The sequence below is a fragment of the Streptomyces hebeiensis genome (assembly GCF_052983195.1).
This window is the reverse complement of sequence record NZ_CM129812.1, coordinates 572,996-597,367: the sequence shown is the minus strand read 5'-3', so window position 1 is coordinate 597,367 and position 24,372 is coordinate 572,996. Positions and strand designations below refer to the sequence as shown.

The 24,372-nt window shown below is 72.2% G+C and carries 20 protein-coding genes and 1 pseudogene; 11 read left to right on the top strand and 10 right to left on the bottom strand.

Annotated features, from left to right (window positions below):
• Window positions 1-80 precede the first annotated feature (80 nt).
• Genes ACU6P3_RS02490 through ACU6P3_RS02480 form a run of 3 tightly spaced genes read left to right on the top strand, consistent with a single transcriptional unit; the run spans window position 81 to window position 3,530 of the window.
• Window positions 81-788 carry a succinate dehydrogenase gene (locus ACU6P3_RS02490; RefSeq protein WP_447195704.1) on the top strand — a complete coding sequence of 236 codons (708 nt, stop codon included), beginning with the start codon at window positions 81-83 and terminating at the stop codon, window positions 786-788.
• A 40-nt stretch (window positions 789-828) separates the two neighbouring features.
• Complete coding sequence (locus ACU6P3_RS02485; RefSeq protein ID WP_447195703.1) at window positions 829-2,790, top strand: fumarate reductase/succinate dehydrogenase flavoprotein subunit; 1,962 nt, start codon at window positions 829-831, stop codon at window positions 2,788-2,790.
• A complete protein-coding gene (locus ACU6P3_RS02480) occupies window positions 2,787-3,530 on the top strand; it encodes a succinate dehydrogenase/fumarate reductase iron-sulfur subunit (RefSeq protein WP_447195702.1) in 744 nt (247 codons plus the stop codon). Before ACU6P3_RS02485 ends, ACU6P3_RS02480 begins: the two co-directional genes overlap by 4 nt.
• On the opposite strand, the gene ACU6P3_RS02475 is transcribed toward ACU6P3_RS02480, so the two are convergent.
• From ACU6P3_RS02475 to ACU6P3_RS02460, 4 genes are all read right to left on the bottom strand, one after another.
• Window positions 3,517-4,311 carry a serine peptidase gene (locus tag ACU6P3_RS02475; RefSeq protein WP_447195701.1) on the bottom strand — a complete coding sequence of 265 codons (795 nt, stop codon included), beginning with the start codon at window positions 4,309-4,311 and terminating at the stop codon, window positions 3,517-3,519. The two genes, ACU6P3_RS02480 and ACU6P3_RS02475, sit on opposite strands and share 14 nt — an antisense overlap.
• The gene (locus ACU6P3_RS02470) at window positions 4,308-8,303 is read right to left on the bottom strand and encodes a P-loop domain-containing protein (RefSeq protein ID WP_447195700.1); all 3,996 of its coding nucleotides are present in this window, start codon (window positions 8,301-8,303) and stop codon (window positions 4,308-4,310) included. The genes ACU6P3_RS02475 and ACU6P3_RS02470 overlap by 4 nt, the downstream gene beginning before the upstream one ends.
• Window positions 8,304-8,381: 78 nt before the next feature.
• Window positions 8,382-9,413, bottom strand: coding sequence for an LLM class flavin-dependent oxidoreductase (locus tag ACU6P3_RS02465; protein WP_447195699.1), 1,032 nt, complete (start codon window positions 9,411-9,413; stop codon window positions 8,382-8,384).
• A gap of 91 nt (window positions 9,414-9,504) precedes the next feature.
• Window positions 9,505-9,720: a dodecin gene (locus tag ACU6P3_RS02460; protein WP_030743670.1), complete on the bottom strand. Its 216-nt coding sequence runs from the start codon at window positions 9,718-9,720 to the stop codon at window positions 9,505-9,507.
• Window positions 9,721-9,953: 233 nt separating this feature from the next.
• Here ACU6P3_RS02460 and ACU6P3_RS02455 point away from each other — a divergent pair, with 233 nt between their 5' ends.
• The 3 genes from ACU6P3_RS02455 to ACU6P3_RS02445 all read left to right on the top strand — a co-directional run bounded on the left by ACU6P3_RS02455 (window position 9,954) and on the right by ACU6P3_RS02445 (window position 13,465).
• Complete coding sequence (locus ACU6P3_RS02455; RefSeq protein ID WP_447195698.1) at window positions 9,954-11,207, top strand: extracellular solute-binding protein; 1,254 nt, start codon at window positions 9,954-9,956, stop codon at window positions 11,205-11,207.
• Window positions 11,208-11,591: 384 nt separating this feature from the next.
• Entirely contained in the window at window positions 11,592-12,440 is an 849-nt protein-coding gene (locus tag ACU6P3_RS02450) for a GNAT family N-acetyltransferase (protein ID WP_447195697.1), read from the top strand.
• Window positions 12,437-13,465, top strand: coding sequence for a lysophospholipid acyltransferase family protein (locus tag ACU6P3_RS02445; RefSeq protein ID WP_447195696.1), 1,029 nt, complete (start codon window positions 12,437-12,439; stop codon window positions 13,463-13,465). Before ACU6P3_RS02450 ends, ACU6P3_RS02445 begins: the two co-directional genes overlap by 4 nt.
• Here ACU6P3_RS02445 and egtD read toward each other — a convergent pair.
• From egtD to ACU6P3_RS02420, 5 genes are all read right to left on the bottom strand, one after another.
• Window positions 13,360-14,322, bottom strand: coding sequence for an L-histidine N(alpha)-methyltransferase (egtD, locus tag ACU6P3_RS02440; RefSeq protein WP_447195695.1), 963 nt, complete (start codon window positions 14,320-14,322; stop codon window positions 13,360-13,362). The genes ACU6P3_RS02445 and egtD overlap by 106 nt on opposite strands.
• Window positions 14,319-15,080: an ergothioneine biosynthesis protein EgtC gene (egtC, locus tag ACU6P3_RS02435; RefSeq protein WP_447195694.1), complete on the bottom strand. Its 762-nt coding sequence runs from the start codon at window positions 15,078-15,080 to the stop codon at window positions 14,319-14,321. Before egtC ends, egtD begins: the two co-directional genes overlap by 4 nt.
• Window positions 15,080-16,450, bottom strand: coding sequence for an ergothioneine biosynthesis protein EgtB (gene egtB / locus ACU6P3_RS02430; protein WP_447195693.1), 1,371 nt, complete (start codon window positions 16,448-16,450; stop codon window positions 15,080-15,082). The genes egtC and egtB overlap by 1 nt, the downstream gene beginning before the upstream one ends.
• Entirely contained in the window at window positions 16,447-17,724 is a 1,278-nt protein-coding gene (egtA, locus tag ACU6P3_RS02425) for an ergothioneine biosynthesis glutamate--cysteine ligase EgtA (protein ID WP_447195692.1), read from the bottom strand. Before egtA ends, egtB begins: the two co-directional genes overlap by 4 nt.
• Window positions 17,725-18,000: 276 nt before the next feature.
• Complete coding sequence (locus ACU6P3_RS02420) at window positions 18,001-18,513, bottom strand: type II toxin-antitoxin system PemK/MazF family toxin (RefSeq protein WP_447195691.1); 513 nt, start codon at window positions 18,511-18,513, stop codon at window positions 18,001-18,003.
• 143 nt (window positions 18,514-18,656) lie between these two features.
• On the opposite strand from ACU6P3_RS02420, the gene ACU6P3_RS02415 reads away from it, so the two are divergent.
• Complete coding sequence (locus ACU6P3_RS02415) at window positions 18,657-19,679, top strand: LacI family DNA-binding transcriptional regulator (RefSeq protein WP_447195690.1); 1,023 nt, start codon at window positions 18,657-18,659, stop codon at window positions 19,677-19,679.
• Window positions 19,680-19,789: 110 nt separating this feature from the next.
• Entirely contained in the window at window positions 19,790-20,077 is a 288-nt protein-coding gene (locus ACU6P3_RS02410; RefSeq protein ID WP_447195689.1) for a hypothetical protein, read from the top strand.
• 339 nt (window positions 20,078-20,416) lie between these two features.
• On the opposite strand, the pseudogene trxA reads toward ACU6P3_RS02410, so the two are convergent.
• A pseudogene (gene trxA / locus ACU6P3_RS02405) lies at window positions 20,417-20,833 on the bottom strand (thioredoxin); the annotation flags it as partial.
• A gap of 166 nt (window positions 20,834-20,999) precedes the next feature.
• On the opposite strand from trxA, the gene ACU6P3_RS02400 reads away from it, so the two are divergent.
• From ACU6P3_RS02400 to ACU6P3_RS02390, 3 genes are all read left to right on the top strand, one after another.
• The gene (locus ACU6P3_RS02400; RefSeq protein WP_447195688.1) at window positions 21,000-22,430 is read left to right on the top strand and encodes a dihydrolipoyl dehydrogenase family protein; all 1,431 of its coding nucleotides are present in this window, start codon (window positions 21,000-21,002) and stop codon (window positions 22,428-22,430) included.
• Between the two features lie 376 nt (window positions 22,431-22,806).
• Entirely contained in the window at window positions 22,807-23,757 is a 951-nt protein-coding gene (locus ACU6P3_RS02395; protein WP_447195687.1) for a LysR family transcriptional regulator, read from the top strand.
• A gap of 140 nt (window positions 23,758-23,897) precedes the next feature.
• Window positions 23,898-24,314, top strand: a complete 417-nt coding sequence (locus ACU6P3_RS02390) for a DUF6221 family protein (protein ID WP_344281957.1) — start codon at window positions 23,898-23,900, stop codon at window positions 24,312-24,314.
• Window positions 24,315-24,372 lie beyond the last annotated feature (58 nt).

Below are 24,372 nucleotides of genomic sequence, written 5' to 3'. Positions count from 1 at the left end.
TTGCATGATAGGCGACGGCTATGGACATCAGCCGGACCATGTCTTGGACCTCTGAGAGGCAGCGGCCTACCGTGCTGTGCATGGCTCTGGCAACGAGGACGGACCGACGGCCGTCCCTGACCCGCACCCTGTGGGCATCGACGATCGGCAAGAAGACCGTCATGGCCCTGACCGGGCTGATCATGCTCGGCTATCTGGTCGCGCACATGTACGGCAACCTGAAGATCTTCTTCGGGCCCGACTCCTTCAACGACTACGGACACTGGCTGCGCGTCATGGGCGAGCCGCTGCTGCATGAGAAGTGGGGCCTGTGGATCGTCCGGGTGGTCCTCGTCGTCGCCGTCGTGCTGCACGGCGTGTGCGCGTACCAGCTCAGTCGCCGTGACCTCGCCGCCCGCCCCAGCCGTTACGTCCACAAGCGGCCCCGCGCCAGTTACGCCACCCGCACGATGCGCTGGGGCGGAGTCATCCTCGCCCTCTTCGTCGTCTGGCACGTCCTGGACCTGACCACCGGCACCGTGCACCCCGGCGGGTTCCAGCCCGGCCGCCCGTACCAGAACGTCGTGGACACCTTCTCCACCTGGTACGGCAACGTCGTCTACATCGTCGCGATGCTCGCCCTCGGCCTGCACGTCCGGCACGGCTTCTGGAGCGCCGCGCAGACCCTCGGCGCGGGCAGCGCCACCCGTGACCGCCTGTTGAGGACGACGGCCGACCTGCTGGCCCTGGTGCTGACCGCGGGCTTCATCGCCGTACCCGTCGCCGTCATGACCGGAGTGGTGAGCTGACATGGCCGAAACGTCCCCGCGACCGCACACCGTGAACCCCGTGCACCCGCCGTACCCCCCGTACACCGAATACACCGTCGGGGCGCCGGCGCTCGACACCAAGGCACCGGACGGCCCCATCGCCGAGCGCTGGAACCGGCGCCGCTTCGAGGCCAAGCTGGTCAACCCCGCCAACCGCCGCAAGCACACCGTGATCGTCGTCGGTACGGGGCTGGCGGGCGGCGCCGCCGGTGCCACACTCGCCGAACAGGGCTACCACGTCGTCCAGTTCTGCTACCAGGACTCGCCGCGTCGCGCCCACTCCATCGCCGCCCAGGGCGGCATCAACGCCGCCAAGAACTACCGCAACGACGGTGACTCGGTCCAGCGGCTGTTCTACGACACCGTCAAGGGAGGCGACTTCCGCGCCCGCGAGTCCAACGTCCACCGGCTCGCCGAGGTGTCCGTGGAGATCATCGACCAGTGCGTCGCCCAGGGAGTGCCCTTCGCCCGGGAGTACGGCGGACTCCTCGACACCCGCTCCTTCGGTGGCGTCCAGGTCTCCCGCACCTTCTACGCCCGCGGCCAGACGGGCCAGCAACTGCTCCTCGGCGCCTACCAGGCCCTCTCCCGGCAGATCGCCGCGGGCGCCGTCGAGATGCACGCGCGCACCGAGATGCTCGACCTGATCGTGATCGACGGCCGGGCCCGGGGGATCGTCGCCCGCGACCTGATCACCGGCGAGATCTCCACCCATCTCGCCGACGCCGTCGTCCTCGCCTCCGGCGGGTACGGCAACGTCTTCTACCTCTCGACCAACGCCAAGAACAGCAACGCCACCGCCGTGTGGCGGGCGCACCGGCGCGGCGCGCAGTTCGCCAACCCCTGCTTCACCCAGATCCACCCCACCTGCATCCCGCGCTCCGGCGACCACCAGTCCAAGCTGACGCTGATGAGCGAGTCGCTGCGCAACGACGGCCGCATCTGGGTGCCCAGGGAGCGGGGCGACCGGCGGCCCCCGGCCGAGATCCCGGAGGACGAGCGGGACTACTACCTGGAGCGCACCTACCCCGCCTTCGGCAACCTCGTCCCGCGCGACATCGCCTCGCGGGCGGCGAAGAACGTCTGCGACGAGGGACGCGGTGTGGGCCCCGGCGGCCAGGGCGTCTACCTGGACTTCGCGGACGCCATCGCCCGGCTCGGCCGCCGGGCGGTCGAGGAGAAGTACGGCAACCTCTTCGAGATGTACGAGCGGATCACCGCCGAGAACCCGTACGAGGTGCCCATGCGGATCTACCCGGCGATCCACTACACGATGGGCGGACTCTGGGTCGACTACGACCTCCAGACCACCGTCCCCGGCCTGTTCGCGATCGGCGAGGCCAACTTCTCCGACCACGGCGCCAACCGGCTCGGCGCCTCCGCCCTCATGCAGGGCCTCGCCGACGGCTACTTCGTCCTGCCGTCCACCATCAACGACTACCTCGCCCGCCATCCGCGCCACGAGCCGGCCGACGCCTCGCACCCGGCCGTCGAGGAGGCCGTCGCGGACACCGAGGACCGGCTGCGGCTGCTGCTCGCCGTGGACGGCGACCGCACCCCGGACTCCTTCCACAAGGAGATCGGCGAACTCCTCTGGGAGCACTGCGGGATGGCCCGCAACGAGGAGGGCCTGCGCAAGGCGCTCGACCGGATCCCGCAGATCCGCGAGGAGTTCTGGCGGCGGATCAAGGTGCCCGGCACGGGCGAACAGCTCAACCAGGCCCTGGAGAAGGCCAACCGCGTCGTCGACTACCTGGAACTCGCCGAGCTGATGTGCCTCGACGCGCTGCACCGCGCCGAGTCCTGCGGCGGCCACTTCCGCGAGGAGTCGCAGACGGGGGCCGGGGAGGCCGCGCGCCGCGACGAGACGTTCGCGTACGCCGCCGCCTGGGAGTTCACCGGTACCGGAAACCCGCCCGTCCTGCACAAGGAAGACCTCGTCTTCGAGTACGTCCATCCCACCCAGCGGAGCTACGCATGAGGCTCACCCTGCGCGTCTGGCGCCAGCCGGACCCCGACACCCCCGGTGCCATGGTCACCTACGGCATCGACGGCATCTCCGAGGACATGTCGTTCCTGGAGATGCTCGACACCCTCAACGAGGAGCTGATCCTCAAGGGGGAGGAACCGGTCGCCTTCGACCACGACTGCCGCGAGGGCATCTGCGGCGCCTGCGGCGTGGTGATCAACGGAGAGGCCCACGGACCCGAACGCACCACCACCTGCCAGCTGCACATGCGGCACTTCGAGGACGGCGCCACCATCGACGTCGAGCCCTGGCGGGCGGGTGCCTTCCCGGTGGTCAAGGACCTGGTCGTGGACCGGTCCGCGTTCGACCGGATCATCGGCTCCGGCGGCTACATCACCGTTCCCACCGGTGCCGCGCCCGAGGCCCACGCCACCCCGGTGCCCAAGCCCGCGGCGGACCTCGCCTTCGAACACGCCGAGTGCATCGGATGCGGGGCGTGCGTGGCGGCCTGTCCCAACGGCTCGGCGATGCTCTTCACCTCGGCCAAGGTCAATCACCTGGGTGTGCTGCCGCAGGGCGCGCCCGAGCGCGAGACACGGGTGCTCGACATGGTCGCGACCATGGACGAGGAGGGCTTCGGCGGCTGCACGCTGGCGGGCGAGTGCGCGACCGCCTGCCCCAAGGGGATCCCGCTCCAGAGCATCTCGATGATGAACCGCGAGTTCCTGCGGGCGACGGTCAGGGGACGATGACCTCGCGTACGGCCGCATGGCGCAGATAGTCGGCGACGCTGTGCGGCCACAGGGGTGCGATGCTGATGTCCGGCAGCTCCTCCACACCGGAGAACACCCGCGCGAGCTCACCTTTCGGAATGGCCACGAAGTCCCCGGTGTCGGCGATGTTCACCCAGCGCCCGACGCAGGCCGGACGGGCTCCCCGGCCCTCGACCGGTGCCGGATCCAGCCGGTGGAACACGGCATTGGGCAGGGCCAGTGGCGATCCGAGGGTGAGCAGCAGGCGGACCTCCAGTTCGTCGGCGAGGTCGTGCAGCGCCTCGTACACCACCACGCTGCCCAGCGAGTGCGCGACGACGATCTCCGGCCGGTGCCGCAGAAGCGCCGCTTTGACCCGCTCGCGCACCGTCGCGCGGCCCGTGGTGAAGTACCGGGTCACCTCCGGGAAGAACAGCCGTACGGTCTTCTCGACCACGGCGGGCCGCTCCTGGGTCAGCTCCGCGACCCGGCCGCAGACCCAGCGCAGCCAGCCGGTGGCCCTGCCCTGCACACCGTCGAGTTCGACGCCCCACGCCTCGGCCCAGGCCCCGACGAGCGCCAGCTCGTCCTCGGTGAGCTCACCGTTCTGCCGTTCGGCACGCAACAGGTCGGCGTAGTAGGCGTGTGCCAGGTCGAGTCGCTGTCCGGCCTCGCCGAGAGCCGCCAGCCAGTCGGCCTTGAGCCGTGCCCCGCCGAGTGTGTGGGTGGTGTCGGCGGCCTTGTAGTTGCGTACGCCGTGGACGCCGAGGACGCGGGTCATACGGGCTCCTTGTCGGGACCTGAGCAGTCGTACACGGCGATGGCGCCGTCCATGGACACGAACAGCTTGTCCGGACCGGTGAAGTGGAACCGGTCGGGACGTCCGGAGAGGGGGACACGGCCGGTGAGCCGCAGGCTCCGGGTGTCCCAGATCTTGATCTGGGTGGGATACGTGACGGCCCCGAAGGACGGCTGCCCCAGGGTGACCAGCATCGCCAGCAGACCGCCGTCGGGAGAGAAGGCGCAGGATTCCCGGCCGGTGGATTTCACCGACGTGCTGACGACCTCGATGCGCGGGTGCGGCTGCGTGTCCGCTCGCAGGAGGAGGAGGCTCTTCTCCGCACTCAGCATGGCCAGCAGATGCCCCGTCGGCGAGAAGCCGAGGACGTCATCGATCGTGTGCCTGCCCAGGGGCACCTCGCCCAGTTTCCTGCCGGACACCGGTTCGTACATGCGGAGGGCGCTCTCCTCGTTGTCCGCGACCACCAGGAGCCGGCCGTCGAGGGAGCAGGCCACCAGTTCGGAGGTGAACTGGTCGAGCGGTTCGTCGTCGAGGTCCTGATCGAGCGTCTTCCACAGGCGCAGACTGCCACGGAGCGCACAGCTGACCAGTTGCAGCGGCGGCGTCGGCCGGAAAGCCACGCCTTGGACGAACCGGTCACGGTTGCCCAGGTCCCCGATCACCTCCGTCGACGCCATGTCCACCAGTTTGAGCGAACCCATCGTGCCCGCCGCGAGACAACCGCCGTCGGGGGAGAAGGACAAACCGCCGGAGACGGCGACGTCACCGAGTGAAACGGTGTCGGTCACCTCCCGTGTCGCGGTGGCCCACAGCGAAAGGTCGCCGTCGGAGTCGAGACAGGCGAGCAGCGTACCGTCGGGCGAGAAGGCCACCGCGACGGACCACGAGTCGGTCAGCCAGGTCGTTTTCCGCTCGTCGTCCATGCCCAGCAGTGCCAGTCCGGCCCGGCCGCAGGACACCAGGGACCGTCCGTCGGGGCTGAAGGCCACATCCGCGACCGCTCCCTCGTGCCGCGTTCGGGCGACTTCGACGGGCGGGTTCGCCGTGATGTCCCAGACGGAGACGGTGTGGTCCTCGCCGCCGGCGGCGAGCATGCGGCCGTCCGGGGAGAAGGCGACGCTGTTGATCTGCCCGGTGTGGGCCGGCCAGGAGGCACCCGTCAGGGACCGGGTCTCCACGTCCCACATCCGCAACCGCTGTCCGCTCTCACCCGTGTTGAACGCGAGCCGACGGCCGTCGGGGGAGAAGGCGACGGCTTCGACCCATCTCTCGGTGCGCCCGAAAGGAGGCGTCACCAGCTGCCAGGTCTCGGCCGACCGCACCTCGACTCCGCCGTGGGTGGCCGCGGCCAGCAGCTCGCCGTCGGGCGAGAACGCCACGTCGTGAATCATCGTGCTCCGACTGTGAATGAGCCGGGAACGGGTGTCGCTGGCGCCTCCCCTGGCCCATACGGCGCAGTGGCTGACACCCTGCCGGTCGGCGGACAGCGCGCGCGCCATCGAGGTGAACTCCGCCTGTTTGCCGGTCATGCCGAGCCGGTGCGCGTCATAGGCCAGCACCGAGGCGCGGTCGGCCCCGCTGGTGAGTTCGGAGTGCGCCGACCAGGACGTGGCCAGCAGCCGGCGGTATTCGTCGGCGCTCGCCGAGGCCGCCAGGTCCAGCGGGCGGGGGTCCTGACGGGGATCGAAACGGACCAGGAAGTACGGATCGGTGAGCAACGCCTCGGCCTGGTCGGACAGGCCGGCCGCGGCGACGTGGTCCAGCGCGTGGCGCAGGACGTAGGGCTCCGCGTCCGCCCAGGAGTCCTCGCCCTCCCGCGCCCCCATATGAGGAGCGACGAGCGCGCCGAACAGGACTCCTTCGAGGCTCCGTTCTCCCGCGGTGTCGATGGCGTCCAGGCTGTTCCAGGGATGCGTGCGCAGGTAGTCCGCCAGTCCCTGGTGGAACAACCGGTAGAGCGCCACCTTGCCTCCCGGTTCTCGCTGGGAATACAGGAACGGGGAGGCTTCGACCAGCGTCCTGGTGAACTGCTCCTTGGAGAAGTCCGCTGCGTCGGACTGCCGGGAGCCGTCGTGGAACGCCTCCACACACCGCCGCAGCACCGTGAGCGGCATCCCGTCACCCTTGGAACGGGCGAGTACGTGCAGCACGGGACGCAGCAGTGGGAAGGCGTGGTGACGCGCGTCCAGCACGGCTTCGAGGATGGTCGGGAGGTCCCCCGCGGCCCGCCCCGCGTGAGCGTTGGCGTCGGCCAGGTCCTGCGGAGGTTTCTTTCTCGTCACCATGTAGTGGACGAACATCCCCGCCAGCAGGAACGGGCCCCACCGGGTGTCCTCCGTCCCCTGACCGGCGATGTTGTTCGCCGCCGTGGCCGCGATGATGTCGACGTACTCCGACGCCGCCCCGCCGGCATAGGGCTCGCTCGCCCTCAGCAGTGCCGCGATGTAGTGGCGGACGTCGTCCTTGACCACGGTGCGGTCGGCCTTGTCCAGGTCGAGCAGGACGCCCCGGGACCCGTCCTCCAGAGCCTTCGGCAGCTCCGCCACCGTCTCCGGCCGGCTGCCGGTGAGGATGCGGCAGGGAGGGGCCTGCGGAGCCTTCCTCTTCGACGGCACGACCAGCGCCTCGATCAGCCGCACCACCGCGTCCGGCTCGGCGGACTCGTCCAGCGCGTCGATGACGACGAGACGGCGCTTGTCCTCTTCGTACAGCGCCTCACGGAGCATGTGAACCGTCCAGTGCGTGGCGCCCGGCCGGTTGTCCTCGCCGTCGTCGATGCCGGGCTTCTCCGGTGCCGGCGGGGTGAGCCCCGCCTGGCTCACGATCATGTCGATCAGCTGCTGCGCCGTGCGCTGTCGCGCGTGCACGGCGACGATCTCCGCGATCTCCGGCAGCTCGCGGTCCGCCGGCTCCCAGACCTGGCGGAAGCGCCGCCGCAGTTCCGGATGCGCGGCGCAGACGACAGCTCCCAGCAGTCCTGACTTGCCGGAGCCCACCGCGCCGGTGACGACCATCAGCGGGCTGTCGCCCGCCCACCAGGAGCGGTATGCGACCAGTTGCTCGGCCCGGCCGGAGAAGAAACCGACGTCCTGGGGAACGGAGACCAGGCCGCGCCCGGAGGCACGGTCGACGAAGTAGTTCGCGTCACTGATGTCCGCGCCCGTCGCGATCGTGGTGCCGAGGTCCTGGCCGGGTACGTAGCCGAACGACCCGCGACGCCGCTCGATCTGCTCCCGCGACAGTCCGCCGGCCTTCGGGTTGGGCAGGAAAGGCCAGTCGCCGTCGCCGAGTTCCAGGCTGAACCCGACGGAGATGCGCCATTCCTCCTCCTGCCTGACCACCCCGAACATCTCGAGGGCGAAGTCCTTGAAGTCGACGGCCGGCACCTCCAGCGCGAAGTCCCGGTCCGCCAGGCGGTGCAGCGCGGCGGCGAGCCAGCCGGTGAACCGGCCGCGCTGCGTGGGTGAACCGCTGACGGCGGCCCCCAGCGCCCAGACTCCCCGGTCGGTGCCGAGGTCGGTCAGTGACTGCCGTCCCGTCGCCGTACCCGCGTCGCAGGTGTCCACCAGGAATACGGTCCGAGGGCCGTCCGGGGCGCGGTCGGCCCGGCTTTGCGCCTTCCCGATCCACCGGTCCACGTCGACCTCTTCGCCGTCGCGGCCGATGAAGCAGAGCCGCCCGCCGGGGTTCTGGGTGCCATGGCCGATCAGATGGATGACGACGACGTCGGCCGCCGACCGTTCCTCCGTGAGGATCCAGCGGCGCAGCAGGCCCTCGATCTCCACCTCGGTCGGATCGAGCGCCCGCTCCACCCGCACGTCGAACCGGTCGAACGCCGCGCCGACCTCGGCGACGCGCTCGGCGACGAAGCCCAGTTCCTCCCACCCCGTGCCCTCGTCGAAGCATCCGACACCGATCGACAGCACCATGACCCTGGGCTTGTCCTGAACGTTCGCTGCGCTGTGCACCACGCCCCCGAAGTGATCACTTGACGCGCGACGCCGGACGAGCGCACCGGCGCGGCCCAACGACGTTACCCGATCGCGCGGTCAGGCAGGACCATGCGAAGGGCGTCCCTCGCGCAGCCCCAGCACCGCCGCCAGCCGGCGGTAGGAGTCCAGCAGCGCCGTGCGGTCGTACGTACTGGTCGTGACCAGGTACTCGTCCGCGCCGCTGCGCGCCAGCAGCTTCTCCAGGCCGGCCGCCACCTCCTCCTCCGTGCCCGCGAGGTGGCCGCGCAGGGCCTCGTCGAACAGGGCGCGCTCCCGGCCGGTCCCGGGGGTGGCGAGGACCTTCTCCACGGGGGCGAGCGGCGGGAAGACGCCGTGCGTGCGCGAGTACGCCGCCGACCAGGCCTCCGGCAGCAGCAGCCGGCGCGCATCCTCGGAGGTGGCGGCGACCGCGACGGTGCCCGAGAGCATCACGTACGGCCGCTCGCCCCAGGCCGACGGGCGGAAGGCGCGGCGGTAGTCCTCGATCGCCCGCAGCATCGCGTCCTCGCCCCGTACGGCCGCGATGACCAGCGGCAGTCCCGCCTCGGCGGCGATCCGGGCGCCTCTGCCGGTGGCCAGGACGAAGGCGGGGATCCGCATCCCCTCGGCCGGGCGGGCGTGGACCTGGGGGTGGGCGGTCTGGGTGCCGGTGAAATAGCCGAGGAGCTCGACGAGCTGTCCGGCGAAGTCGTCCGCGTCCCGCTTGTCCCGCCCCAGTGCCCTGCGTATCCCGTCGGTGAACCCGACGGACCGGCCCAGGCCCATGTCGATCCGTCCGGGGAACAGTGCCTCCAGCACCCCGAACTGCTCGGCGACGACCAGAGGCTGATGGTTCGGCAGCATCACGCCTCCGGTGCCGACCCGGATGGTGCTCGTCGCGGCGGCGACGGCAGCCGCGAGCACGGTCGGCGCGGAGCCGGCCACCCCGGGCACTCCGTGGTGCTCGGAGACCCAGAAGCGGTGGTAGCCGAACGCCTCGGCCGCGCGGGCGAACGCGACCGTGTCGCGCAGCGCCTCGGGGCCGTCCCGGCCCTCCCGCGTCCGGGAGCGGTCCAGTACGGAGAACCTGGTCGTCGTCGCGATGCTCACACCTCGTTCAACGCCCGGGCGGCACCAGGATTCCCACAACCGAACGGCTCAGGGGCCACGGGCGCGTGGGCTCCCCGCGGTCCCGTCGCCGTCAGCTCCCGTCCTCGATGCGGAATCCGACCCTCAGCCCGACCTGGTAGTGCTCGATGTCGCCGTCGACGATGTTGCCGCGGACCTCCGTCATCTCGAACCAGTCCAGGCCGCGCAGTGTCTCGGCCGCGCGGGCGATGCCGTTGCGGATGGCGTCGTCGACGCCCACGTGAGAGGTGCCGACGATCTCGGTGACCCGATAGGTGTGGTGGGACATGGGCCGTTCCCTCCGCTGCTCGCGTCGCGCTGTTCCCTCCACCCTGCCCCACCCCGCACCACCGCGCGAGGCGTGCGGCGGACCGCGGGCACACAGCGTACGTATCGATCATGTTTCCGGCCTTGACCGGCTTATTGGCCCATACCAAAATCCCACACACCCGTGCGAACGCAGTTCGCTTCCCCCACGCCGGGCTCCCTTTTTCGTGCCGCCACGCCAGAAGGTCGAACCCCGTGAAGAACCGACGTCTCGTCCACGTCCTCACCCTCCTGTCCTGCACGGCCCTCGCCGGCTGCGGTGCGGTGCCAGGGCTGGGGGACGGTGCCGCCACGGTCACCGTCTGGCTGATGAAGGACAGTGCCTCCGACGACTTCCTCCAGCGATTCGTGGCCGACTACGAGAAGGAACACCCGTCCGTCGAGTTGGACATCGTCATCCAGGAGTGGTCCGGGATCGGTGAGAAGGTGACGAAGGCCATCGAGGGCGACGACGGGCCGGACGTGATCGAGGTCGGCAACACCCAGGTGGCGCGGTACGCCGAGAGCGGGCGGCTGCGGAACCTCACGCTGGAGTCGATACGCGACCTGGGGAGCGAGGACTGGCTGCCCGGCCTGGCCCAGCCCGGCAGCATCGACGGTGCGCAGTTCGGCATCCCCTGGTACGCGGCGAACCGCGTCGTGATCTACAACAAGGACCTCTTCGAGCGCGCCGGGATCGACCGGCCGCCCACCACCCGCGCGCAGTGGCTCACGGCCACCGACGCCCTGGACCAGAACGGTGACCAGGGCATCTACCTCGCCGGGCAGGACTGGTACACGCTGGCCGGATTCATCTGGGACGAGGGCGGGGAGCTGGCCGTCGAGCGGGGCGGCGACTGGCGGGGCGCGATCGACTCGCCGGCCGCGCTCAAGGGCATGGACTTCTACAAGAGGCTCCAGGCGCTGGGGGACGGTCCGCGCAACGCCGACGAGGCGACGCCGCCGCAGGCCGAGGTCTTCGCCGAGGGCGATGTTGCGCAGATCATCTCCGCGCCGAACGCCGCGCGGGTCATCGAGGAGAAGAATCCCCAGCTCGCCGGGAAGCTCGGTTTCTTCCCCATTCCGGGCAGGACCGCGGCCGAACCGGGGACGGTGTTCACCGGCGGCTCGGACCTGATCGTCCCGAAGAACTCCAGCCACCAGTCCGCCGCCGTGGACGTCGTCAAGGCGCTGGCGAGCGAGAAGTGGCAGACGGAACTGGCCCGCACCATGAGCTACGTGCCGAACAAGACCACGCTCGCCGATGTCGTCGGCGGCGACGCCGGTACGGCGGCGATGGCCGAGGGAGCGGCGCGCGGCAGGGCCACCCCGAACTCACCGCTGTGGGCGGACGTCGAGGCAGACAACCCGATCAAGCCCTATATGACGGCGGTCCTCCAGGGCGAGGATCCGAAGCGCGCGGCGAAGACGGCGGCGGACCGTATCACCGCCGCGCTGTCCACGGACTGACGCGTACGGGCCCCGCCGCGCCGCTGCCGTGTCCGGGAGGGCGGACGGGCGGACGGCCGGTGGGCGAGGTCATGATCCCGAAGCGGTCCCTCGCCCGGCAACGCGGTGCCCGGCCCGCCGGACCCACCGGCGGGCTCGCGCCCGGCCCGCCGGCACCGGCGTGGCGTGCGCCCGGCCGGGCGCCCCCGGCGGGCCAGGCCGAGTGCGCGCGGCGCCGCCGTCGCGGATCCACGGCATTCAGCCGTCCCACATCCGCTCTCCGCCGTGTGGTCATGTCAAATCCAGCCGGTCACGGAAGAAACGACAGTGCGGGTGCCCGGCCGGCGCACGGACGGCGGTCACGGGCACCGGCACCGGACCGTCCCCACGGCACAGGAGTCAGCCATGTCCGCCATCGCCCCCGCCCCGCTCTCCGCCGCCCGGCCTCCCGCCCCGCTTTCCGTCCCGGCGCAGGCCCCGGCCCCCGCGCCGGCCTCCGCATCCGCCTCCGCGCCCGGTGACGGAACCCGCTACCGGGTGTCCCTCGCCCGCGACGCGGATGACGTACGGGCCGCACAGCGGCTGCGCCACCTGGTGTTCGCCGGCGAGCTGGGCGCCCGCCTGGAGGGGCCCGAGCCCGGCCTGGACGCCGACGCCTTCGACGCGTACTGCGATCACCTGCTCGTACGGGAGGAGAGCACCGGCGAGGTCGTCGGCACCTACCGGCTGCTGCCGCCCGACCGGGCCAGGGCCGCCGGGCGCGTCTACTCCGACAGCGAGTTCGACCTCTCCCGGCTCGCCCCGATCCGTGACGACCTGGTCGAGGTCGGCCGGTCCTGCGTGCACCCGGCGCACCGCACCGGCGCGGTCATCGGCCTGGTCTGGGGCGGCCTGGCCCGCTACATGACCACCCGGGGCCACAACTGGCTGGCCGGCTGCTGCTCGCTCCCGCTCGCCGACGGGGGAGCCCTGGCCGCCTCCGCCTGGCACACGGTGAAGGACAAGCACCTGGCGCCCGAGGAGTACTGGGTCACCCCGCACCGGCTGTGGACGCCGGGCCCCGGCGCCGCGCCCGTGCCGTCCGCCGAGCTGCCGCCACTGCTGCGCGGCTATCTCCGGCTCGGCGCCTGGGTGTGCGGCGCGCCCGCGCACGACCCGGAGTTCGGCGTCGCCGACCTGTACGTCCTGCTGTCGATGCGCCGCACCAACCCCCGCTACCTGCGGCACTTCCTCTCCCTCGTGCCCGCCGCATGAGCACCTGGCTGCCCACCGCGCCCTGTGCCCCGGCGTCCTGCTGCGCGCACCGGGGCCCCACGTCCGGTGCGCCGAGCGCGGCGGCCCGGCTGCTGGCGGGCGTCACTGTCGTACTGGCCGGCGTACTGCTCGCCCCGGCGACCGCCCTCCTGGGGCCGGCGCTCCGTGAGCGGTGCACCCGCGTGTGGGCGCGCGCGGTGCTGCGGGGATTCGGCGTGCGGGTCCGTGTCACCGGCCGGCCGCCCCGGCGCGGGAGAGGTGTCCTGGTCGTCGCCAACCACATCTCCTGGCTCGACATACCGCTCGTCGCCACCGTCCTGCCCGGCCGGATGCTGGCCAAGACCGAGATACGTCACTGGCCGGTCCTGGGGCCGCTGGCGGCGCTCGGCGGAACGCTGTTCGTGGACCGGGAACGGCTACGGGCCCTGCCCGGCACCGTGCGGGCCCTCACCCGCGCGCTGACCGCCGGTTCGCGGGTGATCGTCTTCCCGGAGGGCTGTACGTGGTGCGGCCGGGACCAGGGGAAGTTCACACCGGCCGCCTTCCAGGCCGCGCTGGACGCGGGCGCCCCGGTGTGTCCCGTACGGATCACCTACCGGGCACCGGACGGGTCGGCGTCCGGGGCACCGGCGTTCATCGGCGACGACACTCTGCTCGTGTCGTTGTGGCGGGTGGCGGCGGCCCGCGGGCTCACGGCGGAGATCACGGTCCTGCCGCCACTCCCCGCCGAGGCGCCCGCCGTGCCCTCCGACGCCGGCCCCGCGCGCCGCGAGGCCCCCGCCGCGCGCCGGGCGCTCGCCTCGGCGGCCCGGGAGGCGGTCGTCGGGACGGGCGGGCCGCGACCCCGCGTCACCTGGCCCCATGGCCCGCGGCCGGGGGCACGGACCGCCGCACGCGGCGTCGCGCCGCCTCCCGCCCGTCAGGCCACTGTCGCCAGCGACAGCGCGAACCGTCCCTCCTCGTCGGTCCACCAGTGTGCCAACTCCATTCCGGCACGCACCAGTTCGGCCCGTACCCCCTCCTGACGGAACTTCGCCGACACCTCCGTGCGCAGTTCCTCACCCGCCTCGAAGTGCACCGCGAGACCGAGTTCCGGGATCTTGGCGGTGAGGGACCTGCGCGCCCGGAGCCGCATCTCGATCCACTCGTTCTCCCGGTCCCAGAGCGCCACGTGGTCGAAGTCGTCCGCACGGAAGTCCGCGCCGAGTTCCCGGTCGAGGACGGTCAGCACGTTCTTGTTGAACGCGGCCGTCACTCCGGCCGCGTCGTCGTACGCCCTGACCAGGACCGACTCCTCCTTCACCAGATCCGTGCCGAGCAGCAGCGCGTCCCCCGGAGCCAGCAGCGCGCGCACCGACGCGAGGAACGCGGCCCGTTCGGCGGGCAGCAGATTGCCGATCGTGCCGCCGAGGAACGCCACCAGCCGGGGGCCCGGGGTGTCCGGCGGCGTCAGCCGCGTGGTGAAGTCCGCGATCAGCGCGTGCACCCGTAGCGACGGGCGCTCGGCGAGCAGTGACCGGGCCGCCCCGGCCAGCGCGCTCTCGCTCACGTCGACCGGTACGTAGGTGTGCACACCGGTCAGCGCGTCGAGCAGGTGGCGGGTCTTGTCGGAGGAGCCGGACCCCAGCTCCACCAGGGTGCGCGCGCCGGTCGCCGCCGCGATGTCCGGGGCACGGGCGAGCAGGATCTCCCGCTCGGCGCGGGTCGGGTAGTACTCGGGGAGCCGGGTGATCTCCTCGAACAGTTCGCTGCCCCGCGCGTCGTAGAACCACTTCGGGGGCAGCGTCTTCGGTGTGCGGGTCAGCCCGTGGAGCACATCGGCGCGCAGCGCGGCGCCGGTGGCGTCCTCGGGGAGGGTGCGGGTCGTGCGGTACGGGCTCACGCGGGCGGCTCCTTGAGGGGGGAGAGCGAGACGCCGGTGCGGGTCGCCACGACCAGGGTGCGGTCGGGGACCTCGTGCCAGCGCGGATCGTCGTCGTACGGTTCCGAGGCCACCACCACACGGCGGCCCGGGCCGGTCAGATACCACAGCGAGTCCCCCCAGGCGGTGGCCCCGATCCGGGCGCCGTCCGTGACGAGCAGATTGAGCCGGGAGGCGGGTGCTGCCGTCGCCACCTCCAGTACGGTCTCGGTCAGCGCCTGGCCGAGCTCGTCGCCGGACCGCAACCGATACCCGAGCAGCGCCCAGACCAGTGCGGAATCGTTTCTGGCGGCCAGTGTGAGCACCTCCCGTGCGGGCAGCGCCGCCATCGGCTCGGCCAGGCTGTCGGGCCAGCCGCCGACCGCCCCGTTGTGACTGAACAGCCAGGGCCCGCCGGTGTCGGCGAACGGCGCCGCGGCGGCCTCGCCGTCCGCCCCCGGCTCCGTGGCGTCCCGTACGGCCGCGAGCAGGGCTCCCGTACGGACCACCCGGGCCAGATCGGTGAAGCCCGGGTCGGACCAGATGGGCCCGGCGCGGCGGTAGCGCGCGGGCACGGGGTCGCCCCCGGCGTACCAGCCGACACCGAAACCGTCGGCGTTGACCGTCCCGTTGCGTTGCCTGCGCGGTGCCCAGGACTGCCGGTACAGTCCGTGCGGCGGCACGGTCAGCACCTCGCCGAGGGCCACCGTCGGCCCCAGGAAGGCGATATGACGGCACATCAGCTGTCTCCTTCGCCCGGGGCGGCCGTACGGGCGGTACGGAACCCGGAGAAGATCTGCCGGCGGACCGGCAGGTCCCAGTTGCGGAACGTGCCCCGGCAGGCCACCGGCGCCACCCCGAACGACCCGCCCCGCAGCACCTTGTGCGCGCCCCCGAAGAACACTTCCGAGTACTCGCGGTACGGGAACGCCACGAAGCCCGGGTACGGCAGGAAGTCGCTCGACGTCCACTCCCACACGTCCCCGATCAGCTGACGCACCCCGAGCGGTGAGGCCCCCCGCGGATAGCTCCCCGCCGGGGCCGGCCGGAGGTGGCGCTGGCCGAGGTTGGCCCGTTCCGGTGTGGGGTCGTCGTCGCCCCACGGATAGCGCAGGGACCGGCCCGACACGGGGTCGTACCGGGCGGCCTTCTCCCACTCCTCCTCCGTCGGCAGCCGCCGCCCCGCCCACCGGGCGTACGCGTCGGCCTCGTACCAGCTCACGTGCAGGACCGGCTCCTCGGCCGGGACGGGCTCCACCGCCCCGAACCGGCGGCGCAGCCACTGCCCGCCCTCGCGCCGCCAGAACAGCGGGGCGCCGATGCCGTGTTCGCGGATCTGCGCCCAGCCCTCCGGTGCCCACCAGCGCTCGTCCGTGTAGCCGCCGTCCTCGATGAACTGCTGGTAGGCGCCGTTGGTCACGGGCACGGTGTCGATGCGGAAGGCCGGTACGAGCCGCTGGTGCGCCGGGCGCTCGTTGTCCAGCGCCCACGGCTCGGTGGAGGTGCCCATCGTGAACGGACCGGCCGGGACGAGCACGTCGGCCGGCAGGCCCGTCGTGTCCCCGGCGGGCGGCGGTGGCGCGGTGAGCGCGGTGGGGCCCCGGCGCAGCTGGTGGGTGATGAGCATCGTCTCGTCGTGCTGCTGCTCGTGCTGGGCGATCATCCCGAACGCGAACCCCGCGTCCAGCAGCGGGCCGCCGTGCAGCGGGACGCGCTCGATGACGTCCAGGACCCGGCCCCGTACGTCCGAGGCGTACGAGCGGGCCTCGGCGGGCGGCAGCAGGGGCAGCGTGGGCCGGCTGGCACGGGGGTGCTCGAACGCGTCGTACACCGAGTCGATCTCGGGGCGCAGCGCCGCGAGCCCGGCGACGGTGCGCAGGAGCCACTGCTCCTCCTGGTTGCCGATGTGGGCCAGGTCCCAGACCAGCGGGGACATCAGCGGCGAGTGCTGCGCGGTGAGGTCGTGGTCGTCCACACACGAGGTCAGCAGAGCGGTGCGGTCCCGGGCGGCCGTCAGCGACTCGACGGCCCGCAGCCTGAGCGTGCCCGCGGTGCCGTCCCCGGCCTCGGCGGGAGCGGCGGTACCGGCCGGCGTCTCGTGGTCGGTCATGTGCACAGGTCCTTCCCGGTCATGTGCGTGCGCAGATCGTCGGCGGGACACCGCCCGGGCAGGACGTAGCGGTCGTTATGGGCCGCGACCGCGTCCAGCACGGCCGATGAGGCGCCGATGCGCGGAAGCGCCTCCAGCGCGGCGGCGAAACACACCGACGCGACGGAGTGGAGTTCGGGGTCGGCCAGACCGTAGCGCGCGGCGTTGACCCACAGGAGGTTCCGGGGAGCGGGCAGCGAGCCCGCCGTGTCGGCGAGCGACTTGACCGCGCGGTAGACGGTCTCCGCCGCCTCCGGATCGTCGAACAGCGCGGTGGTGACGGCCAGCGGCACCAGCCAGCCGTCGTCACCCGGCTGGGCGTCGATCATCCGCAGCTCCAGGTGGCCGCGCGGCCGGACCGGCGGGAAGAGCGTCGTGAGGTGGTAGTCGAGGTCGGCCCGGACCGGCGGGCGCGGCTGACCGGTCCGTATCCAGCGCCGGAAGCTCAGCCCCTCCGGCACGGCCCAGGGCCCCTCGGCCGCCCGGATGCACATCACCGGGGCGTCCAGGGCGTGCGCGGCCCATGCGGCACGCGGATCCCGGTGGTCGGGCGGCGCCGTGGTACGGGCCGGGTCCAGCTGCGCCCACATCGCCTGACGGGTGGAGCGCCAGCCGGTCGGACGCCCCTCGCGCATCGGGGAGTTGGCGAACGCGGCCACCAGCACCGCGCCCAGCAGGTGCGCGAGCTGCCAGCGCCGGCCGTGGCCCAGCGGCCCCGGCTCCTCGTGACCCGCGTCAAGACAGACCTGGATGGAGGCGGTGGAGCGCATCATCGCGCGGCCGGCCGGACCGATCCGGTCGAGGTAGGTCTCCATCGCGTCGTAGCGCGGCTCCCGCAGCATGCGGCGGGGCGAGTGCCAGGGGTCCTGGCCGACGCCGGAGAGTCTCAGACCGTCCGCGCCCAGGGCCGCCCGTACGGTGTCCAGGTCGGCGGCGGTGGAGGTCACGCACTCCATCAGGGAGGCGGCGGGTGGCGAGCTGAGCTCCAGCTGGCCGCCGGGTTCGAAGGTGAGCGCGGAGCGAAGGGGAAGGGTCCGCAGGGCGTCGAGGGCTTCTTCCAGCCGGTCGTGCGGTACGGGCCGTTCGGGGTGGTGCCGGTCGTGCACGAGCCATTCGAGTTCGACGCCGACGGTGCGCGGCGGGCCCGTCTTGAAACAGATGCCGCGCAGCAGTTCCTCCGCGTCGGTCTCGCCGAGGGGTGGCCCCTCGTCGGTGAACGTGTCGCCGGAAGGCATGGCCGGATCCTCCTGTCGAAGACCGGTGACCGGACCCCGTCCCGGGCCGGGGCGGGGCGCTCCGTTCAACCTAAGGCCAGTCCCGTCGCTTCGCACAAGAGTGCCCCCGGGTAACCGGTTCCGTCGGTGATGCGACGGCCCGTCGTACGGCGGTCCAGACCCGTCTTCCCTTGCGCGGCCGTACGCACGCACGGCCGCGGGGACGCGGGGAAGAAAACCGGGGTGATCGTCCGAACGGGGTGGCGCCGGCCCGCCGGGGGCCGGCGCGGCCTCCCCTCAACGCCAGCCGTACCGCTCCCTCAGACGGTTGACGACGAGGTTGAACCGTCCCCGGTCCAGCGCGCAGGCCTCCCGCCGCATGCCCTGGTCGTGCACCCGCAGCACCCGGTCGACGTCCACCCAGGACGGGCGCCCCGCCCGGTCCCAGGGCCCCACTCCGATCGGCACCCACTCGTGGTCGTCGTCGTGGCGCTTGCTGGAGAGCTGTACGGCGAGGAGCGTGCCCGCCGCCTCCCGGGCCACCACCAGCACCGGCCGGTCCTTGCCGCGTCCGTCGTTCTCCTCGTAGGGCACCCAGGTCCAGACGATCTCACCCGGGTCCGGATCGCCGTCGTGTTCGGGGGCGTAGGAGGTGTGGACCCGGCCCACCCCGCGGGGATCGGCCTCGGTCGTGGCGGTCGGCCCGGACCGGCCGGGCCGGTCGGCACCGTGGCCGTTGTTCCCAGTGGTGCCGGTGATGCTGCCGGGGCGGTCGGGGCTGTCGGTGTGCGAGAAGGCTGTCACCTCCATGACGGTAGGGCCTGGACGATCAGTCCCGGCCGCCGGGTACCCGGCGGCCGGGCGCAGTCACGCAGCGTGTCCGGCCGGGAAGGAGCACGAGGTTCGCGCATATGCCAGACCGCGCCGCCGAGGTCTGGAAGGATCCCTGTGCGATGAATCACTTACCTGAGCAGTCCGCCGATCGCTCCGTTCCCACCAGCGCCGATGTGGCACGGCTGGCCGGGGTCTCCCGGGCCACCGTCTCCTACGTCCTGAACAACACATCGGCCGTGCGGATCAGTGAGCCCACCCGCCGTAAGGTGCGCGAAGCCGCCGAGAGCCTGGGATACGTGCCGCACGCCGCCGCCCGGAGCCTGCGCGCCGGACACACCAGCATCGTGCTGCTGCCCACCGCCCGCGTGCCCTCCGGGGCGTTCTTCGGCCGTTTTTTCACCGAACTCCACGAGGCGTTGCGGCGGCTCGACTACACCGTGGTGCAGTACGGCAGCCTCGGCCTCGGACCGGACGAGGCGGCCCGGGCCTGGGCCGAACTACGGCCCGTCGCGGTCGTCTCGTTCGGCGAGATCGCGCTGACCCCGCACGGCGTGAACGTCCTCAAGCGGTCCGGCGCTCGCGCCGTCGTCACCCTCGGCCCCGAGTGCGTCGAGGGGGCGCACTCGCTGGTCATGGACCAGCGCGGGATCGGGGCGCGGGCGGTGGAGCACCTGATCGGGCGAGGCTGCCGGAACATCGGGGTGGTGCAGCCCGAGGAGCCGGCGCTGGCTCCGTTCTCCGCCCTGCGCCTGGCGGGCGCTCGCACGGCCGCCGACGGCACCGGCGCACGCGTCGAGCCGCTGGCGCTGGCCTGCGACGAGAAGTCCGCCGCCGCACTGGCGGCCCGCTGGCGCGACCTCGGCCTCGACGCCGTCTTCGCCCACGACGACGAGTACGCGATGCTCCTGATGCGGGCGCTGCAGGACGAGGGCATCAGGATCCCGGAGGGGACGGCGGTGGTCGGCTGCGACGACACCCTCATCGGCCGGCTGCTGCGGCCCCGGCTCTCGACGGTCCACATCGACCTGGTGACGGGACAGCAGCTGGCCGAACTGGTGGACCGTGCCGTACGCGCCCCGGACGGCACGGGCGAGCAGCACGATGTGATGGAGACCTGGGTCGTCCACCGCGAGTCCAGCTGAGCGACGGGCGGCCCGGTCGAGAGGCCGCCCGTTACTCCTCGACACGTGTCCGGCGGGACGCCGCGGGCTGTTCCGTGAGGTTCGACCGGACAGCCCCTAGCGTCAGTGGCATGACTACGATTCCACAGCGGTTCGAGATCCTGGTGGTCGCGGAGTTCAGCGAGGGGCGCGCGGGCCCGCCCACGGCGGCCGACGCCCTGCGCTCGGCGCTCGTCGAGGCGACCGGCCAGACCGGAGCGTCCGGTTATCCGCGCTACGCGGGCCAGGGGATGGTGGCGGACATCGATCCGGTGACGCGCACGGTGGAGGCGCTCACGGTCGACGGCGAGGAACTGGACTACGGACTGTCCGTACGCGTCGTCCCGGTGCCCGCCGACGGAGCCGGCCGCGACGGCTGACCCGGTCGGCACGGTGCCGTGGCCGGCCGGCCCGGCAGGGGTTCCCGTGACGTCGCGGCCGGGCACGACCGCCGAAGGCCGGGGTTCCTGATACGTCCCGGCCGGGCCCGTCCGCCGGCGAGCGAGCCGAAGGGGGCGCCGCCACTGTCGAAAGGGAGAGCGCGCGGAGGTTTGTGAGGTACGAGCAAACCGAGCACGGTCGACCGTCGACAGGGGCATAAAGCGCCCCGGAGGCGAACCGAGCCTCCAAAAAGAGGGGGACACGGCCAGGGACCGACGCCGAGGGTGTTCATGGCGTCGGCATCGTCCCGGCCGTGTCCGACGTTGCCGGGAGGGGCATCAGGAAGCCGGAGGGTTCTCCGTGCCGCCCTGCGCGGCGGCTTGGGCCTCCGCCTCCGCCACTGACTTGCGGACCTCGTCCATGTCCAGCGCGCGGGCCTGGCCGATCACGTCCTCCAGGGCACTCTCGGGCAGCGCGCCCGGCTGGGCGAAGACGGCGACGTTCTCGCGCACGATCATCAGGGTCGGGATGGAACGGATGTCGAACGCGGCGGCGAGTTCCTGCTGCGCCTCCGTGTCCACCTTCGCGAAGACCAGGTCGTCGTGGCGCTCGGACGCCTCCTCGTAGACCGGGGCGAACTGCCGGCAAGGACCGCACCAGGAGGCCCAGAAGTCGATCAGAATGAAGTCATTCTCCGACACTGTTCGGTCGAAGTTCTCCTTGGTGAGTTCCATCGTGGCCATAGTCTGTGTTGTCCCTTCCTGAGTTCCGTGATGCGCGCGATGTGCGCGATTCTCGTGATTTACATGGGTTCGTCAACCGGGCGGCCGCCCGCGACAACCGTGCATACCGGGCCCGTATTCCTGGCCCCTTCCCGAAGATCGTGTGGCCATGCGGGACAGCCACCACCAGACTGACCCCATGACGGAAGCCATCGAGTACGACGTTGTGGTGCTGGGAGCGGGACCGGTCGGCGAGAACGTCGCCGACCGGGTGCGGGCGGCGGGGCTGAGCGTCGCCGTGGTGGAGAGCGAACTCGTCGGCGGCGAGTGCTCGTACTGGGCCTGCATGCCCAGCAAGGCGCTGCTCCGCCCGGCGATCGCCCATGCCGAGGCGCGCAGGACCGCGGGACTGCGCGACGCAGTCCGCGGGCCGCTGGACGCGCGGGCGGTGCTCGCCCACCGCGACGAGTTCACCTCCCAATGGAAGGACGACGGGCAGGTCGAGTGGCTGGAGAGCACCGGGGCCCGGCTGTATCGCGGGCACGGGCGGCTGGCCGGTCGGAAGAGGGTGACGGTCACCGGCCCCGACGGTGACGAACAGTCGCTGACCGCCCGGCACGCCGTCGCCGTGTGCACCGGCAGCCGCGCCGTCCTGCCCGATCTGCCCGGCCTCCCCGAGGCCCGGCCGTGGACGAGCCGGGAGGCGACCAGCTCGCGGCGGGTGCCCGGGCGGCTGGTGGTCGTCGGCGGCGGAGTGGTGGGCGTGGAGATGGCCACCGCCTGGCGCGCACTGGGCGCGGAGGTCACGCTGCTGATCCGCGGCGAGGGTCCGTTGCCGAGGATGGAACCCTTCGCCGGTGAGCTGGTCGCGGACGCGCTGAAGGAGGCGGGCGCCACCGTCCGTACCCATGTCTCGGTCACCGCGGTGGAGCGCGACGGCGGGACGGGGCCGGTGACCGTGGTGCTCTCGGGCGGCGAACGCGTCGAGGCCGACGAGGTCCTCTTCGCCACCGGCCGTGCTCCGCGCACGGACGACGCCGGGCTGGAGTCGGTGGGTCTGGAACCGGGATCGTGGCTCACGGTCGACGACAGCTGCCTGGTCGAGGGCAGCGACTGGCTCTACGCGGTGGGCGACGTCAACCACCGCGCGCTCCTGACCCATCAGGGCAAGTACCAGGCCCGCATCGCCGGAGCCGCCATCACGGCCCGGGCCCAGCACGTGCCGCTGCTGGACTCCGGGCCCTGGGGCGCGCACGCCGCCACCGCGGATCACGCGGCCGTCCCCCAGGTCGTCTTCACCGCTCCCGAGGTGGCCGCGGTCGGGCTGACCCTCGCCCAGGCCGAGCGGGCGGGCCACCGGGTCCGCGCGGTGGACCAGGACCTGGGCGCGGTCGCGGGCGCGTCCCTCTACGCCGACGGTTACCGGGGCCGTGCCCGCATGGTGGTCGACCTGGACCGGAACGTTCTGCGCGGCGTCACCTTCGTGGGCCCGGGGGTCGGCGAGCTGCTGCACTCCGCGACGTTGGCGGTCGTCGGTGAGATCCCGATCGACCGCCTGTGGCACGCGGTCCCCTCGTACCCGACGATCAGCGAGGTGTGGCTGCGGCTGCTGGAGACGTACCGCGGCTAGTGCCGCGACCGGCAGGGTTTGCCCGTCAAGGAGCGGCGTCCGGTGCGTGTGATCGCAAGGCGGGCAGAAGTCCATGTAGCGGAGCTACCTGGGCTTGTGGCCAACGCGGCGAGCGCGCGTGCCGGGCGTCGCGACGGGGCAAACGTTGCCGGGAGGGGCACTAGGGTCCGCTGTCCGCTGTCCGGGCGCACCATGAGAAACGGCTCCGGCCGGACGAGGCGGCGGTCCGGCGGCAGCGGGCCCGCCGCTCCTGACCGGGAGACGTACGCGACGCCGACGCGTGAACGTGGTGGAGCGCGTCGTGACGCCGTGACGCGACGTCGCGGACAGACTCCGCCGCATTGCGGACGGGGGGCCTCACCGGTCAGGGTGAGCCATGCTGCTGCGCCAACTCGAATATCTGGTCGCTCTCGCCAGCGAGCGGCACTTCGGCCGGGCGGCCGATGCCTGCTTCGTGTCCCAGCCGTCGCTGTCCGCCGGGATACGCAAGCTGGAGCGCGAACTCGATGTGACGATCGTGCGGCGGGGCCGGCGCTTCGAGGGGCTGACGCCGGAGGGGGAGCGCGTCCTGGTGTGGGCGCACCGCATGCTCGCCGAACGGGACGCGCTGCGCCAGGAACTCTCGGCGTTACGGGGCGGTTTGAGCGGCACCCTGCGGCTGGGGGTCGTTCCGACCGCGCTGACCGCCATCTCGCTCGTGACCGCCCCCTTCTGCGCCGAGCACCCACTGGTCCGGATCTGTCTGGAGTCGCTGCCCGCACGCGAGATCGGCCGTCGGCTCGCCGCGTTCGAACTGGACGCGGCGGTCACGTACTTGGACGACACCGCGCCGCGCCGCACCCGCAGGCTGCCGCTGTACGAGGAGCGGTACCTGCTGCTCACACCCGACGACGGGACGTTCACCGGGGCGCGGACGGTGAGTTGGGCGCGGGCGGCCGAACTGCCGTTGTGTCTGCTCGCCCCGTCGATGCGCAACCGGCGGGTCATGGACGAGTGCTTCGCGGCCGACGGCGTCGAGGCCAAGCCCGTCCTCGAATCGGACACCGTGGCAGGGCTCTACGCCCATCTGGGCGGCGGTTGGTCCGGTGTGATCGCTCACGCGTGGCTGCACACGTTCGGGGTGCCGGCCGGTATGCGGGTGCTCCCGCTGGAAGGGCCGGTACGAGGCCCCCGCGTGGGGCTCGCCGTCGCCGCCCACGACCCGGCCCCGGCGCTGGTCCGGGCTTTGTGGGACATCGCCCGCCGGACGCGGCTGCGGGACGTCCTGGAAGACCTGCTGGAGTCCCGTCTGGTGCCGTGCCGGCGGACCGGCCGACCGGGGCCGTGAGCCTTCCCGGGGACCCGCGGCCCGGGCGGACGACGCGCGGCGGGGCGCTAGAGTGTGGGTACTCCGTGGCAGGGAACCGGTCCGGTACGTTGCCCTTCTTCCCCCGTTCGACCTCGTGACGGCAAAGGACCGGAACACGCATGACAGTCAACGTCGACCTCCTTGCCTTCGTCCGGGCGCGCCTGACCGAGGAGGAGGACATCGCGAAAGAGGCCGGCGGCGACACCTGGCGCTGCCCGATGGACCAGCCCGGTGAAGTGCACGACCGGGCCGGCGGAATCGCGTTCGTCGTGCGGACGCACGGTTACGACCAGCACATGGCCCGCCAGGACCCGGCTTCCACGCTGCGCCGTGTCGATACGAACAGGGTGCTCCTCGACGAGTACGAGGAGGTCGCAGACCTGGACACCGACCGCCCGGCGAGCGACTTCGCCTCGGGGCGCGCGGTCGGACTCGGCTTCGCCGTCCGGCAGTTGGCGGCCGAATACGCGGGGCACCCCGACTACCAGGTGAGATGGCTCCCGCGCTTCTCCTACTGGGACCCGTCCTCGGCCTGAGGCCAGTGCCCCTGCCGGTCACGCCCGCCCCGTCGCGGCGGCCGGCACGCGTTTTCCC